This is a genomic window from Hydrogenovibrio sp. SC-1, from assembly GCF_002848135.1.
Lineage (GTDB): Bacteria > Pseudomonadota > Gammaproteobacteria > Thiomicrospirales > Thiomicrospiraceae > Hydrogenovibrio.
In genome coordinates, this window is sequence record NZ_PKGB01000003.1 from 130,374 (window position 1) to 147,497 (window position 17,124).

General features: G+C 44.7%; 17 protein-coding genes. 15 read left to right on the top strand and 2 right to left on the bottom strand.

All coding sequences use genetic code 11. The features are described from left to right. Nucleotides 1–21 precede the first annotated feature (21 nt). From CYQ88_RS02670 to folA, 5 genes are all read left to right on the top strand, one after another. Nucleotides 22–825, top strand: coding sequence for an SDR family NAD(P)-dependent oxidoreductase (locus CYQ88_RS02670; protein WP_101839799.1), 804 nt, complete (start codon nt 22–24; stop codon nt 823–825). A 112-nt stretch (nt 826–937) separates the two neighbouring features. Next, nucleotides 938–2,962, top strand: coding sequence for a methyl-accepting chemotaxis protein (locus CYQ88_RS02675; protein ID WP_101839800.1), 2,025 nt, complete (start codon nt 938–940; stop codon nt 2,960–2,962). Nucleotides 2,963–3,045: 83 nt separating this feature from the next. Then, nucleotides 3,046–3,846, top strand: a complete 801-nt coding sequence (lgt, locus tag CYQ88_RS02680; protein WP_101839801.1) for a prolipoprotein diacylglyceryl transferase — start codon at nt 3,046–3,048, stop codon at nt 3,844–3,846. A gap of 33 nt (nt 3,847–3,879) precedes the next feature. Beyond that, nucleotides 3,880–4,713: a thymidylate synthase gene (locus CYQ88_RS02685; protein WP_101839802.1), complete on the top strand. Its 834-nt coding sequence runs from the start codon at nt 3,880–3,882 to the stop codon at nt 4,711–4,713. Next, nucleotides 4,710–5,258, top strand: a complete 549-nt coding sequence (folA, locus tag CYQ88_RS02690) for a type 3 dihydrofolate reductase (RefSeq protein WP_199170148.1) — start codon at nt 4,710–4,712, stop codon at nt 5,256–5,258. The genes CYQ88_RS02685 and folA overlap by 4 nt, the downstream gene beginning before the upstream one ends. Nucleotides 5,259–5,285: 27 nt before the next feature. Here the strand turns inward: folA and CYQ88_RS02695 are convergent, their stop codons facing one another. Both CYQ88_RS02695 and CYQ88_RS02700 read right to left on the bottom strand, forming a co-directional pair. Next, entirely contained in the window at nt 5,286–6,143 is an 858-nt protein-coding gene (locus CYQ88_RS02695) for a metal ABC transporter permease (RefSeq protein WP_233188793.1), read from the bottom strand. Next, nucleotides 6,079–6,828 (bottom strand): ATP-binding cassette domain-containing protein, encoded by a 750-nt coding sequence (locus CYQ88_RS02700; RefSeq protein WP_101839804.1) that lies wholly within the window; start codon nt 6,826–6,828, stop codon nt 6,079–6,081. Before CYQ88_RS02700 ends, CYQ88_RS02695 begins: the two co-directional genes overlap by 65 nt. Nucleotides 6,829–6,853: 25 nt before the next feature. On the opposite strand from CYQ88_RS02700, the gene CYQ88_RS02705 reads away from it, so the two are divergent. From CYQ88_RS02705 to CYQ88_RS02750, 10 genes are all read left to right on the top strand, one after another. Next, entirely contained in the window at nt 6,854–7,798 is a 945-nt protein-coding gene (locus tag CYQ88_RS02705; RefSeq protein WP_158235993.1) for a zinc ABC transporter substrate-binding protein, read from the top strand. 10 nt (nt 7,799–7,808) lie between these two features. Next, nucleotides 7,809–8,540, top strand: coding sequence for a GTP-binding protein (locus CYQ88_RS02710; protein ID WP_101839806.1), 732 nt, complete (start codon nt 7,809–7,811; stop codon nt 8,538–8,540). A 106-nt stretch (nt 8,541–8,646) separates the two neighbouring features. Further along, a complete protein-coding gene (sufB, locus tag CYQ88_RS02715) occupies nt 8,647–10,134 on the top strand; it encodes a Fe-S cluster assembly protein SufB (RefSeq protein ID WP_101839807.1) in 1,488 nt (495 codons plus the stop codon). 46 nt (nt 10,135–10,180) lie between these two features. Beyond that, a complete protein-coding gene (gene sufC / locus CYQ88_RS02720; protein WP_101839808.1) occupies nt 10,181–10,960 on the top strand; it encodes a Fe-S cluster assembly ATPase SufC in 780 nt (259 codons plus the stop codon). A 7-nt stretch (nt 10,961–10,967) separates the two neighbouring features. Next, nucleotides 10,968–12,275, top strand: coding sequence for a Fe-S cluster assembly protein SufD (gene sufD / locus CYQ88_RS02725; RefSeq protein WP_101839809.1), 1,308 nt, complete (start codon nt 10,968–10,970; stop codon nt 12,273–12,275). A gap of 56 nt (nt 12,276–12,331) precedes the next feature. After that, nucleotides 12,332–13,546 (top strand): aminotransferase class V-fold PLP-dependent enzyme, encoded by a 1,215-nt coding sequence (locus tag CYQ88_RS02730; protein WP_101839863.1) that lies wholly within the window; start codon nt 12,332–12,334, stop codon nt 13,544–13,546. 69 nt (nt 13,547–13,615) lie between these two features. After that, a complete protein-coding gene (locus tag CYQ88_RS02735; RefSeq protein WP_101839810.1) occupies nt 13,616–13,930 on the top strand; it encodes a hypothetical protein in 315 nt (104 codons plus the stop codon). 103 nt (nt 13,931–14,033) lie between these two features. Next, entirely contained in the window at nt 14,034–15,437 is a 1,404-nt protein-coding gene (gene murC / locus CYQ88_RS02740) for a UDP-N-acetylmuramate--L-alanine ligase (protein ID WP_101839811.1), read from the top strand. Beyond that, the gene (locus CYQ88_RS02745) at nt 15,421–16,368 is read left to right on the top strand and encodes a D-alanine--D-alanine ligase (RefSeq protein ID WP_101839812.1); all 948 of its coding nucleotides are present in this window, start codon (nt 15,421–15,423) and stop codon (nt 16,366–16,368) included. Before murC ends, CYQ88_RS02745 begins: the two co-directional genes overlap by 17 nt. A 10-nt stretch (nt 16,369–16,378) precedes the next feature. Further along, nucleotides 16,379–17,110 (top strand): cell division protein FtsQ/DivIB, encoded by a 732-nt coding sequence (locus CYQ88_RS02750; RefSeq protein ID WP_143483751.1) that lies wholly within the window; start codon nt 16,379–16,381, stop codon nt 17,108–17,110. The last annotated feature ends 14 nt before the right edge of the window (nt 17,111–17,124 follow it).

The window sequence follows — 17,124 nt, forward strand, 5'->3', positions numbered from 1 at the left end:
TTTTCTTAACAGGGGGCGATCATGACCGAATCTATTTGTCACTATGCGGATTTAGCGGGGAAACGTATTTTTATTACTGGTGCGTCCAGTGGTATTGGTGCGGGCATGGCAGAAGTGCTGGCTGAGCAGGGCTGTGATTTGGTTTTGCATTATCATCAAAATCAGCAGGGTATCGAAAAGACCCTAGAAACGGTATTGGCTTCTGGTATTCGAGCCGAGGTTGTGCAGGGGGATTTTCGGAATTTGGACTTGGTTCAGTCCGTTTTTGACCAGGCCTGGTCAAAATTTGCTGGGCTTGATGGTCTCGTCAATAATGCAGGGGTTGTCACAAAATCATTAAGTTTGAAAGACGTTGAAGGCCGTGCGTTTCAAGAAACGCTGGCTGTTAATCTTCAAGCCCCTTATCTCCTGAGTACGGCTTTTGCGGAAGCGTGCAAAAAGCAACAGTTGCCAGGTAATATCGTCAATAACAGTAGTATTCACGGTCAGGCGACTTGTGAATGGTTTAGCGCCTATGCGGCTTCGAAGGCTGGGCTGGATGCATTGACCAAGGTTCAAGCGGTCGAATGGGGGAAGCTGGGGATTCGTGTCAATAGTTTGGCACCTGGTGTGGTGCCTGTGGAGCGAACCTTTGATGTGCTTTATCAACCAAAGATGCAGAAGAAATGGGTATCGGCCATGCCTGCCGGACGCTATGGCACTGTTCAAGATATGGGCATGGCAACCGCGTTTCTACTATCAAAAGCCTCAGAATGGATGACGGGCAGTGTCCTAACCTTAGATGGTGGTTTAATCGCTAGAGGCCACTATCCTTACCGAGATTAAATTCCTTGTTGTGATTATTGGCATTTTTGTTGCTTTGAGGGTTGCAAGCAATTAAAAATCACTGTGAAGCACCGATTTCACAACGAAATAAGTCAATAAGGCTGACAGGGTTATGGAAAAATTTCTACAAAAATTAACCATTAAGCAAAAAATGCGTTTTGGTTTCGGCGTCATCTGGGCGGTACTGGCCGTGATTACCATTCAAGCAGCGGTTAATTTGTACATTGTACGAGAGGATGTCAAAAATGTGGTGGAGGTAAAGCAGCCCATTGCATTGCAGGCCAACCGAATGATGAGCGAGTTGGAAAAGGGCATGAACGCGCTGGGTATGTATCTACTGACGACCGATCAGGATAATTTAACCTCTTACCAAGACTCTATTCGTTATTCTGAACACATTCTGTCGAAATTAAAACACCAAATTGCTCAGCAAAATTCGCCAGAGGAAATGGCGATTCTAAAAGGCATTGAAACGCAATTGGCGAAACTACCGGCACTTATTGAACAGGTCACAGCAACTCAAGCGGATGTTGAAAAAAAATTCCCTGCCTATGCTTATTTTAATGCCGAAATGATGCCTATTTCAGACCAAGTACAGCAGTCTATCAAGCACTTGTTAGCCAGTGAGTTGAGTCAGCTCACTATGGAAAGACAATCAATATTGGAAGCATTAATGACGTTGCAAACCAATTGGTTAAACGCAACCAAAGGGGTAGCGGGTTACATTGTCTTTCGTGAAGAGGGTCGAGCGGCTGAAACGGAACACTACTTAAATCTGTTTGAACATGCTCTGGATCAATTGTCATCCCAGTATGAAGGGCTTTTAAATGAATCTCAACAGTCGATGGCATTGCAGTTAAAAGATCAGTATGAATACTATCGTGAAAGTTTTATGGCGCTGAAACGTACCCATCAAAGTCCAAAGTGGCGGATGGATACCTGGGTTATGAAAGCGCGAATCCAACCGGTTTTCCATGACCTTGAGACTAAGTTAGAACAGATTGCCACTCAATCAGTTGCAGATATGCAGCAAACCAGTCAGAAAGTGGTGGACAGTACACTCGGGAACTTAATTTTACTGTTAACGCTTTCGGTATTAGGGCAACTAACAGGGATGATGATTTCTCGCAAGGTCACCAATTCGGTGGTCAAACCCGTGCTTCGATCCGCTCAAGCGATGAAAGATATTGCTTCTGGTGAAGGGGACTTGACCCGTCGCCTAAATGATAAAGGCAAGGATGAGCTGGCAGAAATGGCACGCTACTTTAATGAGTTCGTTAGCAAGATTCAAAGTACGTTAAAAGAGGTCACTGCAACGGTTAAAGATTTGGAAGTGTCGTCTAGTAGCCTGTCTGAGGTGACGCATGAAAGTAAGAATGGCGTTGAGCAACAATTGACTGCTACCAAACAACTGAATAAGTCGATGGAAACCATGTCGCAAAAAGCCAAAAGTGTTGAGGATCATTCGCATAATACTTCTAGAGCAACCCACCAAGCTGCTGAAAGTGTGAAAAAAGGGGGCGAAGTAGTTAAAAGTGCCGCACAAAATATTTGTAAAGTCTCTGAGGGCATGGAAGAAATTACCCGTGCGGTAATGCTGTTGAATGAAGATGGTCAAACCATCAGTACGGTGATCAATGTTATCCGAGAGATTGCCGAGCAAACCAATTTATTGGCGTTAAATGCGGCAATTGAAGCGGCTAGAGCAGGGGATTATGGTCGCGGCTTTGCCGTGGTGGCCGATGAGGTTCGTAAATTGGCACAGCGTACCCAAGAATCGACTGTGCAAATTGAAGATGTGATTGAAAAAATACGTAAATCCACCAGTGAAACGGTGAAAGTGGTCGATTCCGGGCGTGAAACTACCCAATTGGGCTATGATTCCGTGATGCAAGTAGAGCGAGTATTGAGTCCGGTGGTGGTGTTGATGGATGACATTAATCAAATGAGTACCGAAATGCTGACGGCAGCGCAATCGCAAACCAGTCTTGCCGAAACTGTCAATCAGCATATTGATCAGATTCAGACGGTCACAGAAAAAACCGTAGAGGGATCGGTTAATAATGAAGCGTCCAGTCGGCGTCTAGAAGAAATTGCTGACAAACTCAAAATGCTGGTTCATCAATTTAAGATTTAATCTCCTATCTAATTCGAGCAAAAAGCGGCCAGGCCTGGTCGTTTTTTAGTATCATTATGGCTTTAATTTAAGAGCCAAAACGCATGTGGACTTACCCTGAAATCGATCCTATTGCCCTGTCATTGGGGCCTTTAACCATTCATTGGTATGGACTGATGTATCTGGCCGGTTTTGCCTTCTTTTGGGCCGTTGGTAACGTTAAAGCCAAATCGTCAAACTATTGGACAGCCGATCATGTCAGTGACTTTCTGTTTTACGGTGCTTTAGGGGTTATTGTCGGTGGTCGCTTAGGCTATACGTTGTTTTATGATTTCAGTCATTACATTCAGAACCCTGTTGAAGTTTTTTATATTTGGCAGGGCGGCATGTCTTTTCATGGCGGATTGATCGGCGTTTCGGTCGCGATGATTTGGTTTGCCCGAAAGATTAAAGCGCCCTTGTTTGCGGTAACCGATTTTGTCGCACTGTTAGTACCAGCCGGTTTGTTTTTTGGCCGGGTCGGCAACTTTATTAATGGCGAACTTTGGGGTAAGGTCACAGAATCTCAATGGGGTATGCAAGTCTACGACCCTTTGTTGAATCAAGTGGTTATTAAGTATCCAACACAATTACTAGAAGCCTTATTGGAAGGCGTTGTACTCTTTATTGTTTTGTGGGTATACGCGAGTAAACCACGTCCTATGGGCGCGGTGACGGGGTTGTTTGTTGCGCTGTATGGCGTTTTCCGTTTTATTGTCGAGTTTTATAGAATGCCTGATCCTCAACTGGGTTATTTGCTTTGGGGGTGGCTAACCATGGGGCAAGTGCTCTCACTACCGATGATTTTATTGGGCGGCGGTTTGTTGGTTTGGGTACTTCGTCGTGCCAATCAGCGTGCGTGTTAAACCTGTTATTGTAAAAAATGTAAAGGCGAACTGATGAAACCCTATTTAGCATTATTAAGTCATATTTTGGATCATGGCGTTGCCAAAGGCGATCGTACCGGGACAGGAACGCGTTCCGTTTTTGGGTATCAAATGCGTTTTGATTTGCAAGAAGGCTTTCCCATGGTAACCACCAAAAAACTGCATTTAAAATCGATTATTCATGAATTGTTGTGGTTTTTAAATGGAGATACCAATAACCGCTATTTACAAGACAATGGCGTCCGTATTTGGGATGAATGGGCAACGGAAACAGGCGATCTAGGGCCTATTTATGGCAAACAATGGGTTTCCTGGGAAAAACCTAATGGTGAAACCATTAATCAAATTTCCGAGGTGATTCAGACTCTTAAAACCAATCCCAATAGTCGACGTATGTTGGTTTCTGCTTGGAATCCAGCTGACTTGCCTGATGAAAGTATGAGTCCTCAGCAAAATGTTAAAGAAGGTCGAATGGCATTAGCCACGTGCCATGCTTTCTTTCAGTTTTATGTGGCGGATGGCCGTTTGTCTTGTCAGTTATATCAGCGCAGTGCCGATACGTTTTTGGGTGTACCGTTTAATATTGCCAGTTATGCGCTATTAACACACATGATTGCCCAACAAACCGGTTTGGATGTGGGGGAGTTTATCTGGACAGGCGGTGATGTCCATTTATATAACAACACCTTGGAACAGGCTCAGTTGCAGTTAACGCGAACGCCTTATCCTTTGCCAAAGTTGAAGATTAAGCGCCAACCCGATTCCATTTTTGATTATCAGTTTGATGACTTTGAAATTGAAGGTTATCAAAGTCATCCACACATTAAAGCCCAGGTGTCAGTATGAGTGATCTGCTTCAAAAGTTAATTGAAGATGGGCTGCAAATTTCAATGATTGCAGCTTTAGATAAAAATCATGTCATTGGATCGGATAACGCCATGCCTTGGCATTTACCTGATGATTTAAAATTCTTTAAAGATAATACGTTGAATAAAACGGTGGTGATGGGTCGTAAAACGTTTGAGTCGATTGGCTCGCGGCCGTTACCGAATCGGCGGAATTTGGTCATTACACGTAATGCGGATTTTCAAGCGCCCGGTATAGAGGTGTTTACCAGTATCGAAGCGGCAATGCAAAGCTGTGTTGAGGATGCTGACGAGGTCATTATTATGGGCGGTGGTCAGCTGTATCAACAAATGATGCCTTATGCACAGAAACTGTATTTGACCTTGGTTGAAGCCAAAGTAGCAGGTGATACGGTCTTTCCAGAGTGGTCTTTAGCGGATTGGCAAATCACGTCACAATATTATCATCCACAAGATGAACGGCATGCCTATGCTTTTGAGTTTGTGATTCTGCAACGGACATCGCACACCAGTCGCATGGCTTAATCGTATTTGATTGAGCCGCGGCTTCGATTAACGGCGATGAATTAAGCTGATCATAAAAAATACAGTCGCGACAGCCACAATGCTGGCACCAGTTGGGATATCCCAAAAAAGTGACGTTACCACGCCCAAGATAACGGAAAGTGCGCCAAAAATCAGGCTAAACCCGAGCATCTGTTCGGGTGAGGTTGCATATTTTCTCGCGGTTGCGGCTGGAATAATTAAGAGTGATGTGATTAATAAAGCGCCGACCATTTTCATGGCCATGGCAATCATCAGTGCCAGCAGTAAAACATAATAGAGTTGTACTTTTTGCGTTTGAATTCCTTCGATTTGTGCCAGTTCTGCATTTAAAGTCGTATTGAGTAAGTCCTGCCAGTGACGCTTAAAAAACCAAGCTACGCCAAGCGCTAACAGGCCAATGAAAATCAAATCGAGCTGATCAATACTTAAAATGTCACCAAACAGAAAAGCCATGAGATTGAGTTGCGCTTGAGGCTGCAGACTGAGCAGGATTAACCCGAATGCTAATGAACTATGAGCCAGAATGCCCAGTAGGGTATCAGAGGACAGTTTTGAGTAGGCTTTTAGCAGATGAACGACGACGGCAATACTAAGCGAAACTAGGATAACGCTGAAAGAGAGGTTGATGGATAATAAAAGCCCCAACCCTAAACCAAGTAGAGCGGAATGGGCCAATGCAGCACCAAAATAGGATTGCCGCTGCCAAACCATAAACACCCCTAAAGGAGCGGCAATAATGGCAATGAGCAACCCGCCTAGTAATGCATAGATTAAAAATAAGGGTGGATCTAACAAGAGTTCAATCATGGGTATGCTCGCAGGCGGAATGGTCATGGCGATGTTCATAAAAAGCCACTTCTTCATAGCCTTCGCCAAATAAAGTTTGAAATGCGGGGTCAGTTGAAATCGCTTGCGGATGGCCTGAACAACAAATGTGTTGGTTGAGACACAGTACTTTGTGGGTGCTTTTCATAACAACATGCAGATCGTGACTCACCATTAGAATGCCGCAACTATATTGTTGTTGAATTTGGTTAATCAAGTGATAAAGTTCGGTTTGGCCATTGAGGTCGACGCCCTGAACGGGTTCATCGAGGACCAATAATTCAGGGGAGCGTAACAGTGCACGCGCTAATAACACCCGTTGCATTTCACCGCCCGACACTTGCTGTATGGGCGTGTCCAATAGTGGTTGTATGGATAAGGTGTCAATCGTTTTCTGAAGAATTGTGGTATCATTCCGCTTTTGTGTGTCGCGGCTCAGTCCCAGTTCAAGAAAGCGTTTTACCCGTAATGGCAGAGCGTCATCAATGTGGATTTTTTGGGGCATAAAGCCGATGCGCAGTTGCGGTTTGTGCCAAACACTGCCCTGAGAGGCGGGTAATAACTTTAGCAAGATTTTGAGTAGAGTTGACTTGCCTGCGCCATTGGGGCCAATTAAGGTGACAATTTCATTTGGTTGCAACGTTAAAGAGATGTCGTGTAAAACCTTTTTACCATCAAATGAATGGTGGATATGTTTGGCTTGAATTAAGGGTTGATCGGTCATGGTTGCTGTCTTAAAAGGAATAATATTGAGATATTTTAGCTTATTGTTCGGGCTTTGTTTAAGTTTACCGGCGGCGGCGTTACAGGTGACGGTCACGATTCCGCCTTTGGCAGGAATGGTGCAGCCTTTTTTGACTGAACAAGACGAATTGGTGGTGCTGCTGGAGCCAGGAACATCACCGCATGGTTTTCAGTTTCGTCCCTCCCATTTAATGGCGCTACAAAAAGCCGACTTAGTGATGACGCTGGGTAATTCGGTCGATGCCTGGATAGAAAAGCCCGTGAAGCAACGATTGTTTGAAACAAAAACATCAGGGCAATCTTTTAGCGTGATTCGCATGCAAAAGCAACCAGGCCTGGTCGTTTTGCCAAGATCTAAGCAAGATTTAGGGGGTATTGGTAAGTCTTCGGCAGAAGATCACCGACATGATGAGCATCAACACGAGCATGAATATGAGAACTTGGATCCTCATATTTGGTTGTCGATTGTCAATGCCCGTTTAATGTTATCGGCCGTAGCGGCGCAATTAACCCAGCTACAACCGAATAGATCCACAGAAATTTCGGCTATTGCTCAACAATTACAAGCAGACTATGAACAGTTGGATCAGAAAATTGCCAATTGGTTGGACCCCGTAAAGGCATCGCCTTATCTCGTTTTGCATGATGGTTATCAATACTTTGAACACGCTTATGGACTTCGGCATGAGGGGGTGGTTCAGGTGTCAGAAGAGTTGAAGCCCAGCATTAAACAGGTGCTTGCGTTAAGAAAAGTGATTAAAGATTTGGGCGTAAGGTGTGTGTTTAAAGAACCACAATTTTCCGATAAACAATTGCGCTACATTATTCAAGGGTTGCCTGTGAAGGTGGGGAAGCTTGATCCACTGGGTCAAGATGTGATGGATTATCGTCAATTGATGAAGCGGCTTGCAATGTCAATGGTGCGCTGTTTGCAGCCGTCATCACCGTAAGGGTTATTGAGTGTCAGATTCGATTGTTTTAGTTGGGTTGCCAGGAGCGGGTAAAAAAAGGTTTCAGCGAGCTTTTTGTCAAACCTTTCCGCAAGTGACGGTCGAAAGCGTTGGCAGTAAGCATTGTGCTGACGCTAGCCTCCATTTGCGCAGTGAATCTCAGATATGGTGCGTGATAGATTGCCGGTCACCTTTGCTATCAACAACCGCCGAAGCATATTTAAAGACCTTATTGGCCGAGTCTACTGCGGTCGTATTGAGCTTTGTTTCTGAAGCTGAGTTGTCGATGCAAGTGTATTGGCAAAATTGGCTTAAAAAAAACGATTCTAAACAGTTGCCTCGAAAGCGTTGGCAAGGTTTGGAACTTGTTGATAAGACTGGCTGGCAGTCAGTTTCACAGCCAGTGAGTTTAGTCTCTCTCAAAGCGATTAGGCAGGAGCAGAAGCCATTTCAAACGCATTCGATGGCGTTTGGTGATTTATCGACGTCAAAGCGGTTCCATCTGGAACACCTATTGATGGTATTAGATGCGGCAAAAAATAATTTAGCAATGGATTTGTGGCGGGTAAAAGGCTGTTTGTTCACCTATGATTATGATCATCCGGTCGCCATTGAAATGACGCCAAGCCGTTGCGATGTGTTTGCCGCAGATTCCGAAAGTGATCAAGCGTTTTTAGAGCTATTGGGGCCACAATTTGACCAGGCCTGGTTAGATCAGGCGATCGGCGCATGCCAATTATAAGCCCGCTTTCTAGCTGTTTTGTCATTGAGCTAAACTGGACAAAAAAACAATAACCGACTAGAATAGTCAGAAATTAGATTAACGATTATATAGATGAATAGAGCCTATGTCAGAAACCACACAATATCAAGAGATTAATGACCTTTTGAGTAAAAATAGCGGCTACAAGGAAGGCTTTTTTACACAAACAGTTGTGGATACTTTTGCAAAAGGCTTAAACGAAGACGTTGTTCGAGCCATTTCGGCCAAAAAGAATGAGCCGCAATGGATGCTCGATTTTCGCTTGAAAGCATTTGCTCATTGGAAAACCCTCGAAGAGCCACATTGGGCTAAAGCCAGTTATGATCCGATTGATTATCAAGATTACAGCTATTATTCCGCACCGGAATGTAATAGTTGTAGTAGTGATTGTCCGACGGGTAATAAGGGGATGTCAATGGAAATGGATCCTGAAGTGGCAAAAGCCTTTTCCAGTTTGGGTGTGCCAGTGAATGGTGAGGGGTCTGCTCAGAAAGCCAATATTGCAGTCGATGCGATTTTTGACTCCGTTTCAGTTTCGACGACCAAGCGGGAGGAATTGGAAGAGTTGGGGATTATTTTTTGCTCCTTTTCCGAGGCGGTGCATGATCATCCTGAATTAGTTCAGCAATATTTAGGCACGGTTGTTCCCTATCATGATAACTATTTTGCCGCGCTGAATTCAGCCGTGGCTTCAGATGGAACCTTTGTCTATATTCCAGAAGGGGTTCGGTCACCGATTGATTTGTCCACTTATTTCCGCATCAACGAAGCCAAAACGGGACAGTTTGAAAGAACCATTTTAATTGCCGATAAAAATAGTTACGTCAGTTATTTAGAAGGTTGTTCTGCCCCCGTTCGTGATAGCTATCAACTACATGCGGCTGTCGTGGAAGTCATTGTGCATGAAAATGCGGAAGTAAAATATTCTACAGTGCAGAATTGGTATCCTGGCGATGACAATTGTGAAGGCGGCATTTTAAACTTTGTTACCAAACGGGGTATTTGTGAAGGAGCACATGCCAAATTGTCATGGACTCAAGCTGAAACTGGTTCTGCTATAACCTGGAAATATCCAAGCTGTATTTTGAAAGGGGATCATTCGATTGGCGAGTTTTACTCAGTCGCTTTGACCAATCGCCGTCAACAAGCTGATACCGGAACCAAAATGATTCATATTGGTAAGAACACGCGGAGCACCATTATTTCAAAAGGGCTATCAGCGGGGAAATCAGACAATACCTATCGCGGCTTAGTGCGAATTTTACCCTCAGCTGAAGGCGCTCGGAATTTTACCCAATGTGATTCAATGTTGATTGGCGATCAGTGCGGTGCGCATACGTTCCCATATATTGAAGTGGAAAATGCCTCTGCCAAAATGGAGCATGAAGCCACGACATCACGGATCGGTGAGGATCAGCTGTTTTACTGTCAGCAAAGAGGTATTAGTGAACAGGATGCGATTTCCATGATTGTGAATGGTTTCTGTAAAGACGTCTTTAGCGAGCTGCCATTGGAATTTGCACAAGAAGCCGAAGAACTTTTAGCTATTAGTTTAGAGGGGTCGGTGGGTTAAGCCAATGCGCTAACTTAGATGATCCAAAAATGAAATGAGAAGCACTATGTTATTATCAGTTGAAAACCTCCACGCGCAAGTGGCAGATGAACCGGAAAAGGCAATTTTAAAGGGCCTGAATTTAAATGTAAAACCCGGCGAAGTCCATGCCATTATGGGACCAAACGGGGCAGGTAAAAGTACGCTATCCAGTGTGCTTGCCGGTCGAGAAGATTATGAAGTTACTGCCGGAACTGTGTCTTTGTCGGGAGAAGATTTATTAGAGCTATCTGCTGAAGAACGCGCTCGTAAAGGGGTGTTTTTGGCCTTTCAATATCCGGTAGAAATTCCGGGTGTCAGCAATAAATTATTCATGCAAACCGCTGTCAATGCCATTCGTGATGAACAGGGTTTGCCTGCGCTGGATATGTTCGACTTTGATACTTATGCGCAATCGAAGATTGATTTGCTGAAAATGCCAAAGAACTTGTTAGATCGGTCGGTCAATGTCGGCTTTTCAGGCGGTGAAAAAAAACGTAACGATATTTTTCAAATGGCTTTGCTAGAGCCAAAGTTGTGTATCCTTGATGAAACGGATTCGGGGTTGGATATTGATGCGATGAAAGTCGTTGCCAATGGCGTGAATTCGTTACGGTCATCGGATCGTAGTTTTATTGTGGTGACGCATTATCAGCGACTGCTGGATTATATTAAACCGGATTTTGTGCATGTGTTATTTGATGGGCAGATTATTCAGTCAGGCGGTTTTGAATTGGTTCATGAGTTGGAAGAGAAGGGCTATGATGACCTGATACAAGCCCACCAACAGCAGCAAACCCAGAAATGAGGGTATTATGAGTTCGAAGACCTCCCCTAAAATGAGTCCCGCTGCCCGTCAATTTATCGATAAGGTTATCGGGTTGTCTACATCCTTAAATGCACAAACCGAAGCGGATGCGTTAGTTGTCAAACGCGAAGCCGCTCAGCAGCAATTGTTGTCATTGGGGTTACCAACGCGCAAGGACGAAGATTGGCAATATACGTCGATTCAACCACTCTTGCAGCAAGATTTTCGTTTGAGTGAAACGGTGTCAACAGCTGAACTGAGCTTGGCACAACTGGAGCCTTTTTTACCGGATTTTGAAACGATTCGTTTGGTGTTTGTGGATGGTGAATTTTCGGAATCTTTGTCCGCGGGTTTTGAGTATATCCCGGATGGGCTGTCTATTGAGATGGCTGATGCTGATGCCATTCAGAGTATTGCCTTGCCCGAAACGGCTGATGCATTTCAGTGGATCAACGAGTTGTTGCTCGATCAAGGCTTGACCATACAATTGGATGCACAGATAGTATTAGAGGTGCCTTTGCATATTCTGTTTGTTCAAACCCAATCTGGAACAGTATTGACTCCAAGACTGCAGGTGCATTTGGGGGAAGCGGCACAATGTCAATTGCTGCAACACTTCGTTTGCCTAGCAGATGAAACGTTGACCTGGGTCAATGGCGTTGGTCAAATCACGCTTGAGGCAGGTGCGACTTGTAAACAAGTGGTATTGCAGGACTTGAGTGACAGTAGTTTTTACTTTAACCATCAAACGACTACTCAAGCAACGAATTCAAACTTTGAAAGTACGTATCTGGCTTTAGGCAGTCAATTGTCACGACATCATAGTGTGGCACAGCAACAGGGCGACGCGGCTGAAACAACTCAGGACTCCATTGTGCCCGGTCGTGATCAGCAGTTGTTGGATACCCGCACCTTGACTCAACATCATGCTTTGCATGGACAAAGTCGTCAACTGCATAAAATGGTCTTAGGTGACGCAGCGCGAGGTGTCTTTGCGGGCATGATTGAGGTGGCAAAAGGTGCACAAAAGACCGATGGTCAAATGGATATTAAGAGTTTGTTATTGTCTCCGCAAGCAAAAGTGGATGCTAAACCACAGTTAGAAATTTATGCAGATGATGTTAAATGTTCGCATGGATGTGCGGCAGGACAAATTGATGAAGATCAGCTTTTTTATGCTCAGGCCAGAGGGATCAGACGGACAGATGCGATGCAGTTGATTACCCAAGCCTTTTTATTAGAACCTTTAGAGAAATTTCAGGTTCAGCCAGCTATGCAAGCTTGGTTAACACAGCGAGTTGTGGATAAATTATAGTCGACAATCGACTTATGCCCGCACCCGTAAAATTTGAACTGCTTTGGTATAAACTTATGAACTTCGCTGATATCCGAAATCAATTTCCCATCCTAAAACAATCTGAAAATGGTCACCCGTTGGTTTATCTAGACAGTGGCGCGACGTCCCAAAAACCGCAAAGCGTGATAGATTGTATTACTCAGTATTATTCGATGGATAATGCCAATGTTCATCGTGGCGTCTATGGTTTAAGTGAACGAGCGACCGAAGCTTATGAAGCCAGCCGTGAGAAAACCCGTCAATTTTTAAATGCCGCTTCTAGCAAGGAAATTATCTTTGTTCGCGGTACGACTGAAGCCATTAATTTGGTCGCTCAAACGTGGGGGCGACAAAATCTTCAGCCGGGAGACGAAGTTTTAATTACCGAAATGGAGCACCATTCCAATATTGTGCCTTGGCAAATGTTGCGTGACGCTTTGGGGATCAAATTAATGGTGTTGCCGATAAATGATCTCGGAGAGATATCCTTAGCAGAGTTTGCCCAGTCTTTAACGGCAAAGACTAAACTGGTATCAGTCGTCCATATGTCCAATGCTTTGGGGACGATTAATCCGGTTAAGACGATGACTCAAATGGCGAAAGAAGTGGGTGCGACCGTGTTGATAGATGGTGCACAAGCGGTTCCACATATGTCCGTGGATGTCCAAGACATTGGCTGTGATTTTTATGCTTTTTCAGGGCATAAAGTCTATGGCCCGACGGGCGTGGGTGTCTTATATGGAAAAGAAGCTCTACTAGAGGCGATGCCGCCTTATCAAGGCGGGGGGGATATGATCTATTCCGTGACCTTTGAGAAGACCGAATATAATGTACTGCCCTATAAGTTTGAGGCAGGAACGCCGAATATGGCTGGGGTAATTGGCTTGGGAGCGGCCATCGATTTTGTCAATCAGATTGGTTTGACAGCCATTGCTCATTATGAGCAAACGCTCTTACAGTATGCCACTGCAAAACTTCAGGCGATAGAGGGTTTAAGAATCGTTGGGCAAGCCTCTGAAAAAGGGGGGGTGATTTCTTTTGTGATTGAGAGGGCTCACCCTCATGATCTTGCCACCTTATTAGATCAAGAAGGCGTTGCGGTTCGTGCCAGTCATCATTGTGCAATGCCCGTGATGCAACGCTTTCAAGTGCCGGCAACAGTCCGCGCTTCGTTTGGGGTTTATAATAATGAAGAAGATATTGATCGATTGATCTCAGCCCTTCATGAGGCACTGGACATGTTGCGTTAATAAATACTAGCAGTTAGCTGAGTTAGGTTAACTGGCTACTGTGGTCAACCCGGTTAGGAGGGTATTTAAGTGGCGGAGCAAGAAACAGATGTTTGGATTCGCATTGAGTGCTTGCCTTTACCGCATTCTGATTGGCCTGCCAGAATTCTGTTTTGGAATCCAGTAACGGAAACCTTGCAGGGGGATGATGTAGCACAAATATTGCAACTAGTCGACGAAGCGGTTGAGCAAGGCTTTGTCAGTGGTTCAACCTTCTCTCACTTTGAAATAGTCCATCCTTTACAGAAACCCTCAGAACTGGCTGCGGTACTGGGGCAACATTACTGGTTAATTCCGCAAGCCGTTTCCGCGCCTGAAGAACCCGAACATACCTGGCTTCATTAGCGTTTATTTTCTAAATCAAGCTCAGGTTTTTATAACAAGGGATTCGGAAGTCGGTATCATATCTAACATCAGATGATGTTGAGAAAGTTAGAGTAAAAATAGAATGAAAGATCAGGTAAAGCAAATCCACTTTGTCGGGATTGGTGGTGTGGGGATGGCTGGTATTGCTGAGGTTTGTCTTAGTTTAGGGTTTTCGGTATCCGGTTCAGACATTAAAGATAACCCAACCGTGCAGCACTTGCGATCATTAGGCGCCAAAATTCAGCTTGGGCATGATGAAGCTTATATTCAGCAAAGTGAAGTGGTGGTGGTTTCAACGGCCATTTCAGCCGACAACCCTGAAGTCGTTTACGCTAAGAAATGTCGTATTCCGGTGATTCCTCGGGCGGCCATGTTAGCCGAGTTGATGCGTATGCGCTTTGGTATTGCGATTGCTGGAACTCATGGTAAAACCACTACGACTTCTCTTGTCGCCGCCATTCTCACTCAAGGCGGGTTAGATCCCACTTTTGTGATAGGGGGAAAGCTTAACCAATTTGATTCCAATGCCCGATTAGGGAGTAGTCAATATTTGGTGGCGGAGGCTGATGAGTCGGATGCGTCATTTCTTCATTTATCGCCGATGATGTCGGTGGTGACTAATATTGATGAAGATCATATGGCAACTTATCAAGGCGATTATCAAAATCTGGAAAATACCTTTATTGAGTTTATTCATCGTTTGCCCTTTTATGGGGTAGCGATTTTATGTGGTGACGATCACAATATCCAAGCCTTACTCCCCAAACTGTCTCGTAAAGTCCACACCTATGGTCAAGAGGTGCATAATGATTTGCGGGCAACGCAGATTGTTCAAACGGCTTTAAAAATGCATTTTACCGTTGAGCAAGCGGATAAGTCCAGTTTTGATGTTACTTTAAATCAGCCAGGCAAACACAATGTACTGAATGCATTGGCAGCGATCTCGGTGGCGTTAGAATTAAAAGTGCCCATTGCCGATATTCAGCAAGCCTTAGCCAATTTTGGCGGCGTGGGGCGTCGTTTTGAAGTTTATCCAAATTGTTATCTTGGTGGGAAAAAAGTCACACTGGTTGATGATTACGGTCATCATCCAACTGAATTAACAGCAACCTTAGAGACGGCTAAGCACGCTTTCCCTAATCAACGATTGGTTTTAGTATTTCAACCGCATCGATATAGCCGAACACGAGATTTGTTTGATGATTTTGTGCTGGCGTTGATGAAGGCGGATTTGGTAGTCTTGTTAGATGTGTATGCTGCTGGTGAGCTGCCCATTGCAGCCTTTGACTCAAAAGCGTTATTGCAGGCTATGCGTTTGAGGGGGCATAAAGATAATTTGCATGTCGAGACGCCTGTGGAACTTGAAGAGCTGACTGAAAACCTGTTGTTGGATAACGATGTGGTGTTAGTAATGGGAGCAGGGGATATCGGCGGAATTGCCAAACAATGGAAGCAAAGGGTTGAGGTCAATGACGAGCCAAAATAATGAGCAACGTTTGATTAAAAAATTTGGAAAGGTTGCCGTGTTAATGGGGGGCAACTCCGCTGAAAGAGCTATCTCACTGAAAAGTGGTCGAGCCGTTACGAAAGCTCTGCAAAGCGCTGGAGTAGATGCCCGAGGGTGTGACGTCACTTCAGTCGCGCAGTTAAATAAGATTGCTGAAAACTATGACCGTGCTTTTATTGCGTTGCATGGTCGCTGGGGGGAGGATGGTGGCGTTCAGGCCGTATTGGAAGCTTTAAAGTTACCCTATACCGGTAGTCGAATGACGGCTTCGGCTTTAGCGATGGATAAGCTTAGAACAAAATGGTTATGGAAAGGAGTTGGCTTACCAACGCCGCCATTTAAAAGGGTTTCCTGGACATCACCGTTAGTTTTATCCGAGTTCGATTTAGATTTTCCAGTGATTGTTAAGCCAAGTCATGAAGGCTCGAGCATTGGCATGCGCAAAGTGAATGACGCCTCCGAATTACAAGCTGCTGTGGCCTTTGCTCAACAATATGATGATGAGGTTTTGATTGAACAATGGATCGACGGCCGAGAGTTTACCTGTGCGGTCGTTGATGGCGAAGCGCTACCGTTGATTGAGCTTAAAACGGATCATGATTTTTATGATTTTGATGCCAAATACCAATCTTCTAGCACTCAATATATTTGTCCCTGTGATTTGCCAGGAGATCTGCAGGCCAATATCCAACGGTGTGTGCTGGAAGCTTTTGATGCCATTGGGGCGCGACATTGGGGGCGGGTTGATCTTATTTTGGATAAAAATGACCAGGCCTGGCTCATTGAAGTGAATACCGTGCCCGGAATGACCGATCATAGTTTGGTGCCGATGGCAGCAAAAGCAATGGGAGTTGGCTTTGATCAGTTGGTGTTGAGACTATTGACCCTAACATTGAATTCGGATTCCTAAAGGCGATAATGTGAAAAGAGTTGCGTTCATCACTGGGATGATCGGGTTAGTCGGTATGGTGACTTGGGCAGCGGTATCGAGCACCTCTACCCTTTCAAAAGTACAGCTTAAAGGTTCGGTTGAACAAGTCAGCCAAGCGCAGGTTCAAGAGGTGGTTGAGCCCTATATGGGGAAATCCTTTTGGCGTGTCGATTTAGAACGACTTCATGCGGATCTGGTCAGGATGGAGTGGGTTTATCAAGCGCAGGTCACCCGACGTTGGCCTAATCAACTCCGGGTCGAACTGATTGAACAAACACCTGTTGCACGTTGGCAGGATGAAGGGCTATTAAATCAATTGGGTGAGATTTTTTATCCACATCAGATTGACCCTTTTCAACAGCTTGTCAAGTTGGATGGCAATCCGCTGAATGCGGCCAGTATTTTGCAAACTCTGTCGGATTTTCAACAGCAGTTTAGTCAGTTGGGTTGGCACATTGAAAAACTGTCGCAACAGCCTGATCGCAGTTGGCAATTGGACTTTTTGTCGGGTATTCGGTTATTAGTGGATGATACGGATCAAAAATCTAAGATTGACCGGTTTATGCGCGCGTTTGCCAAGACGGATCCAGCACTAAGAAAATTCGCACAAGTTTATGATTTACGCTATAGTAATGGGTTTGTAATTAAGCGTGCTACACGCACCCCTGAAAAGCAAATGGATACCAGGGCGCAAACAAATCCTAATAGCATCGAGCAATAAAGGTGAAACCACGA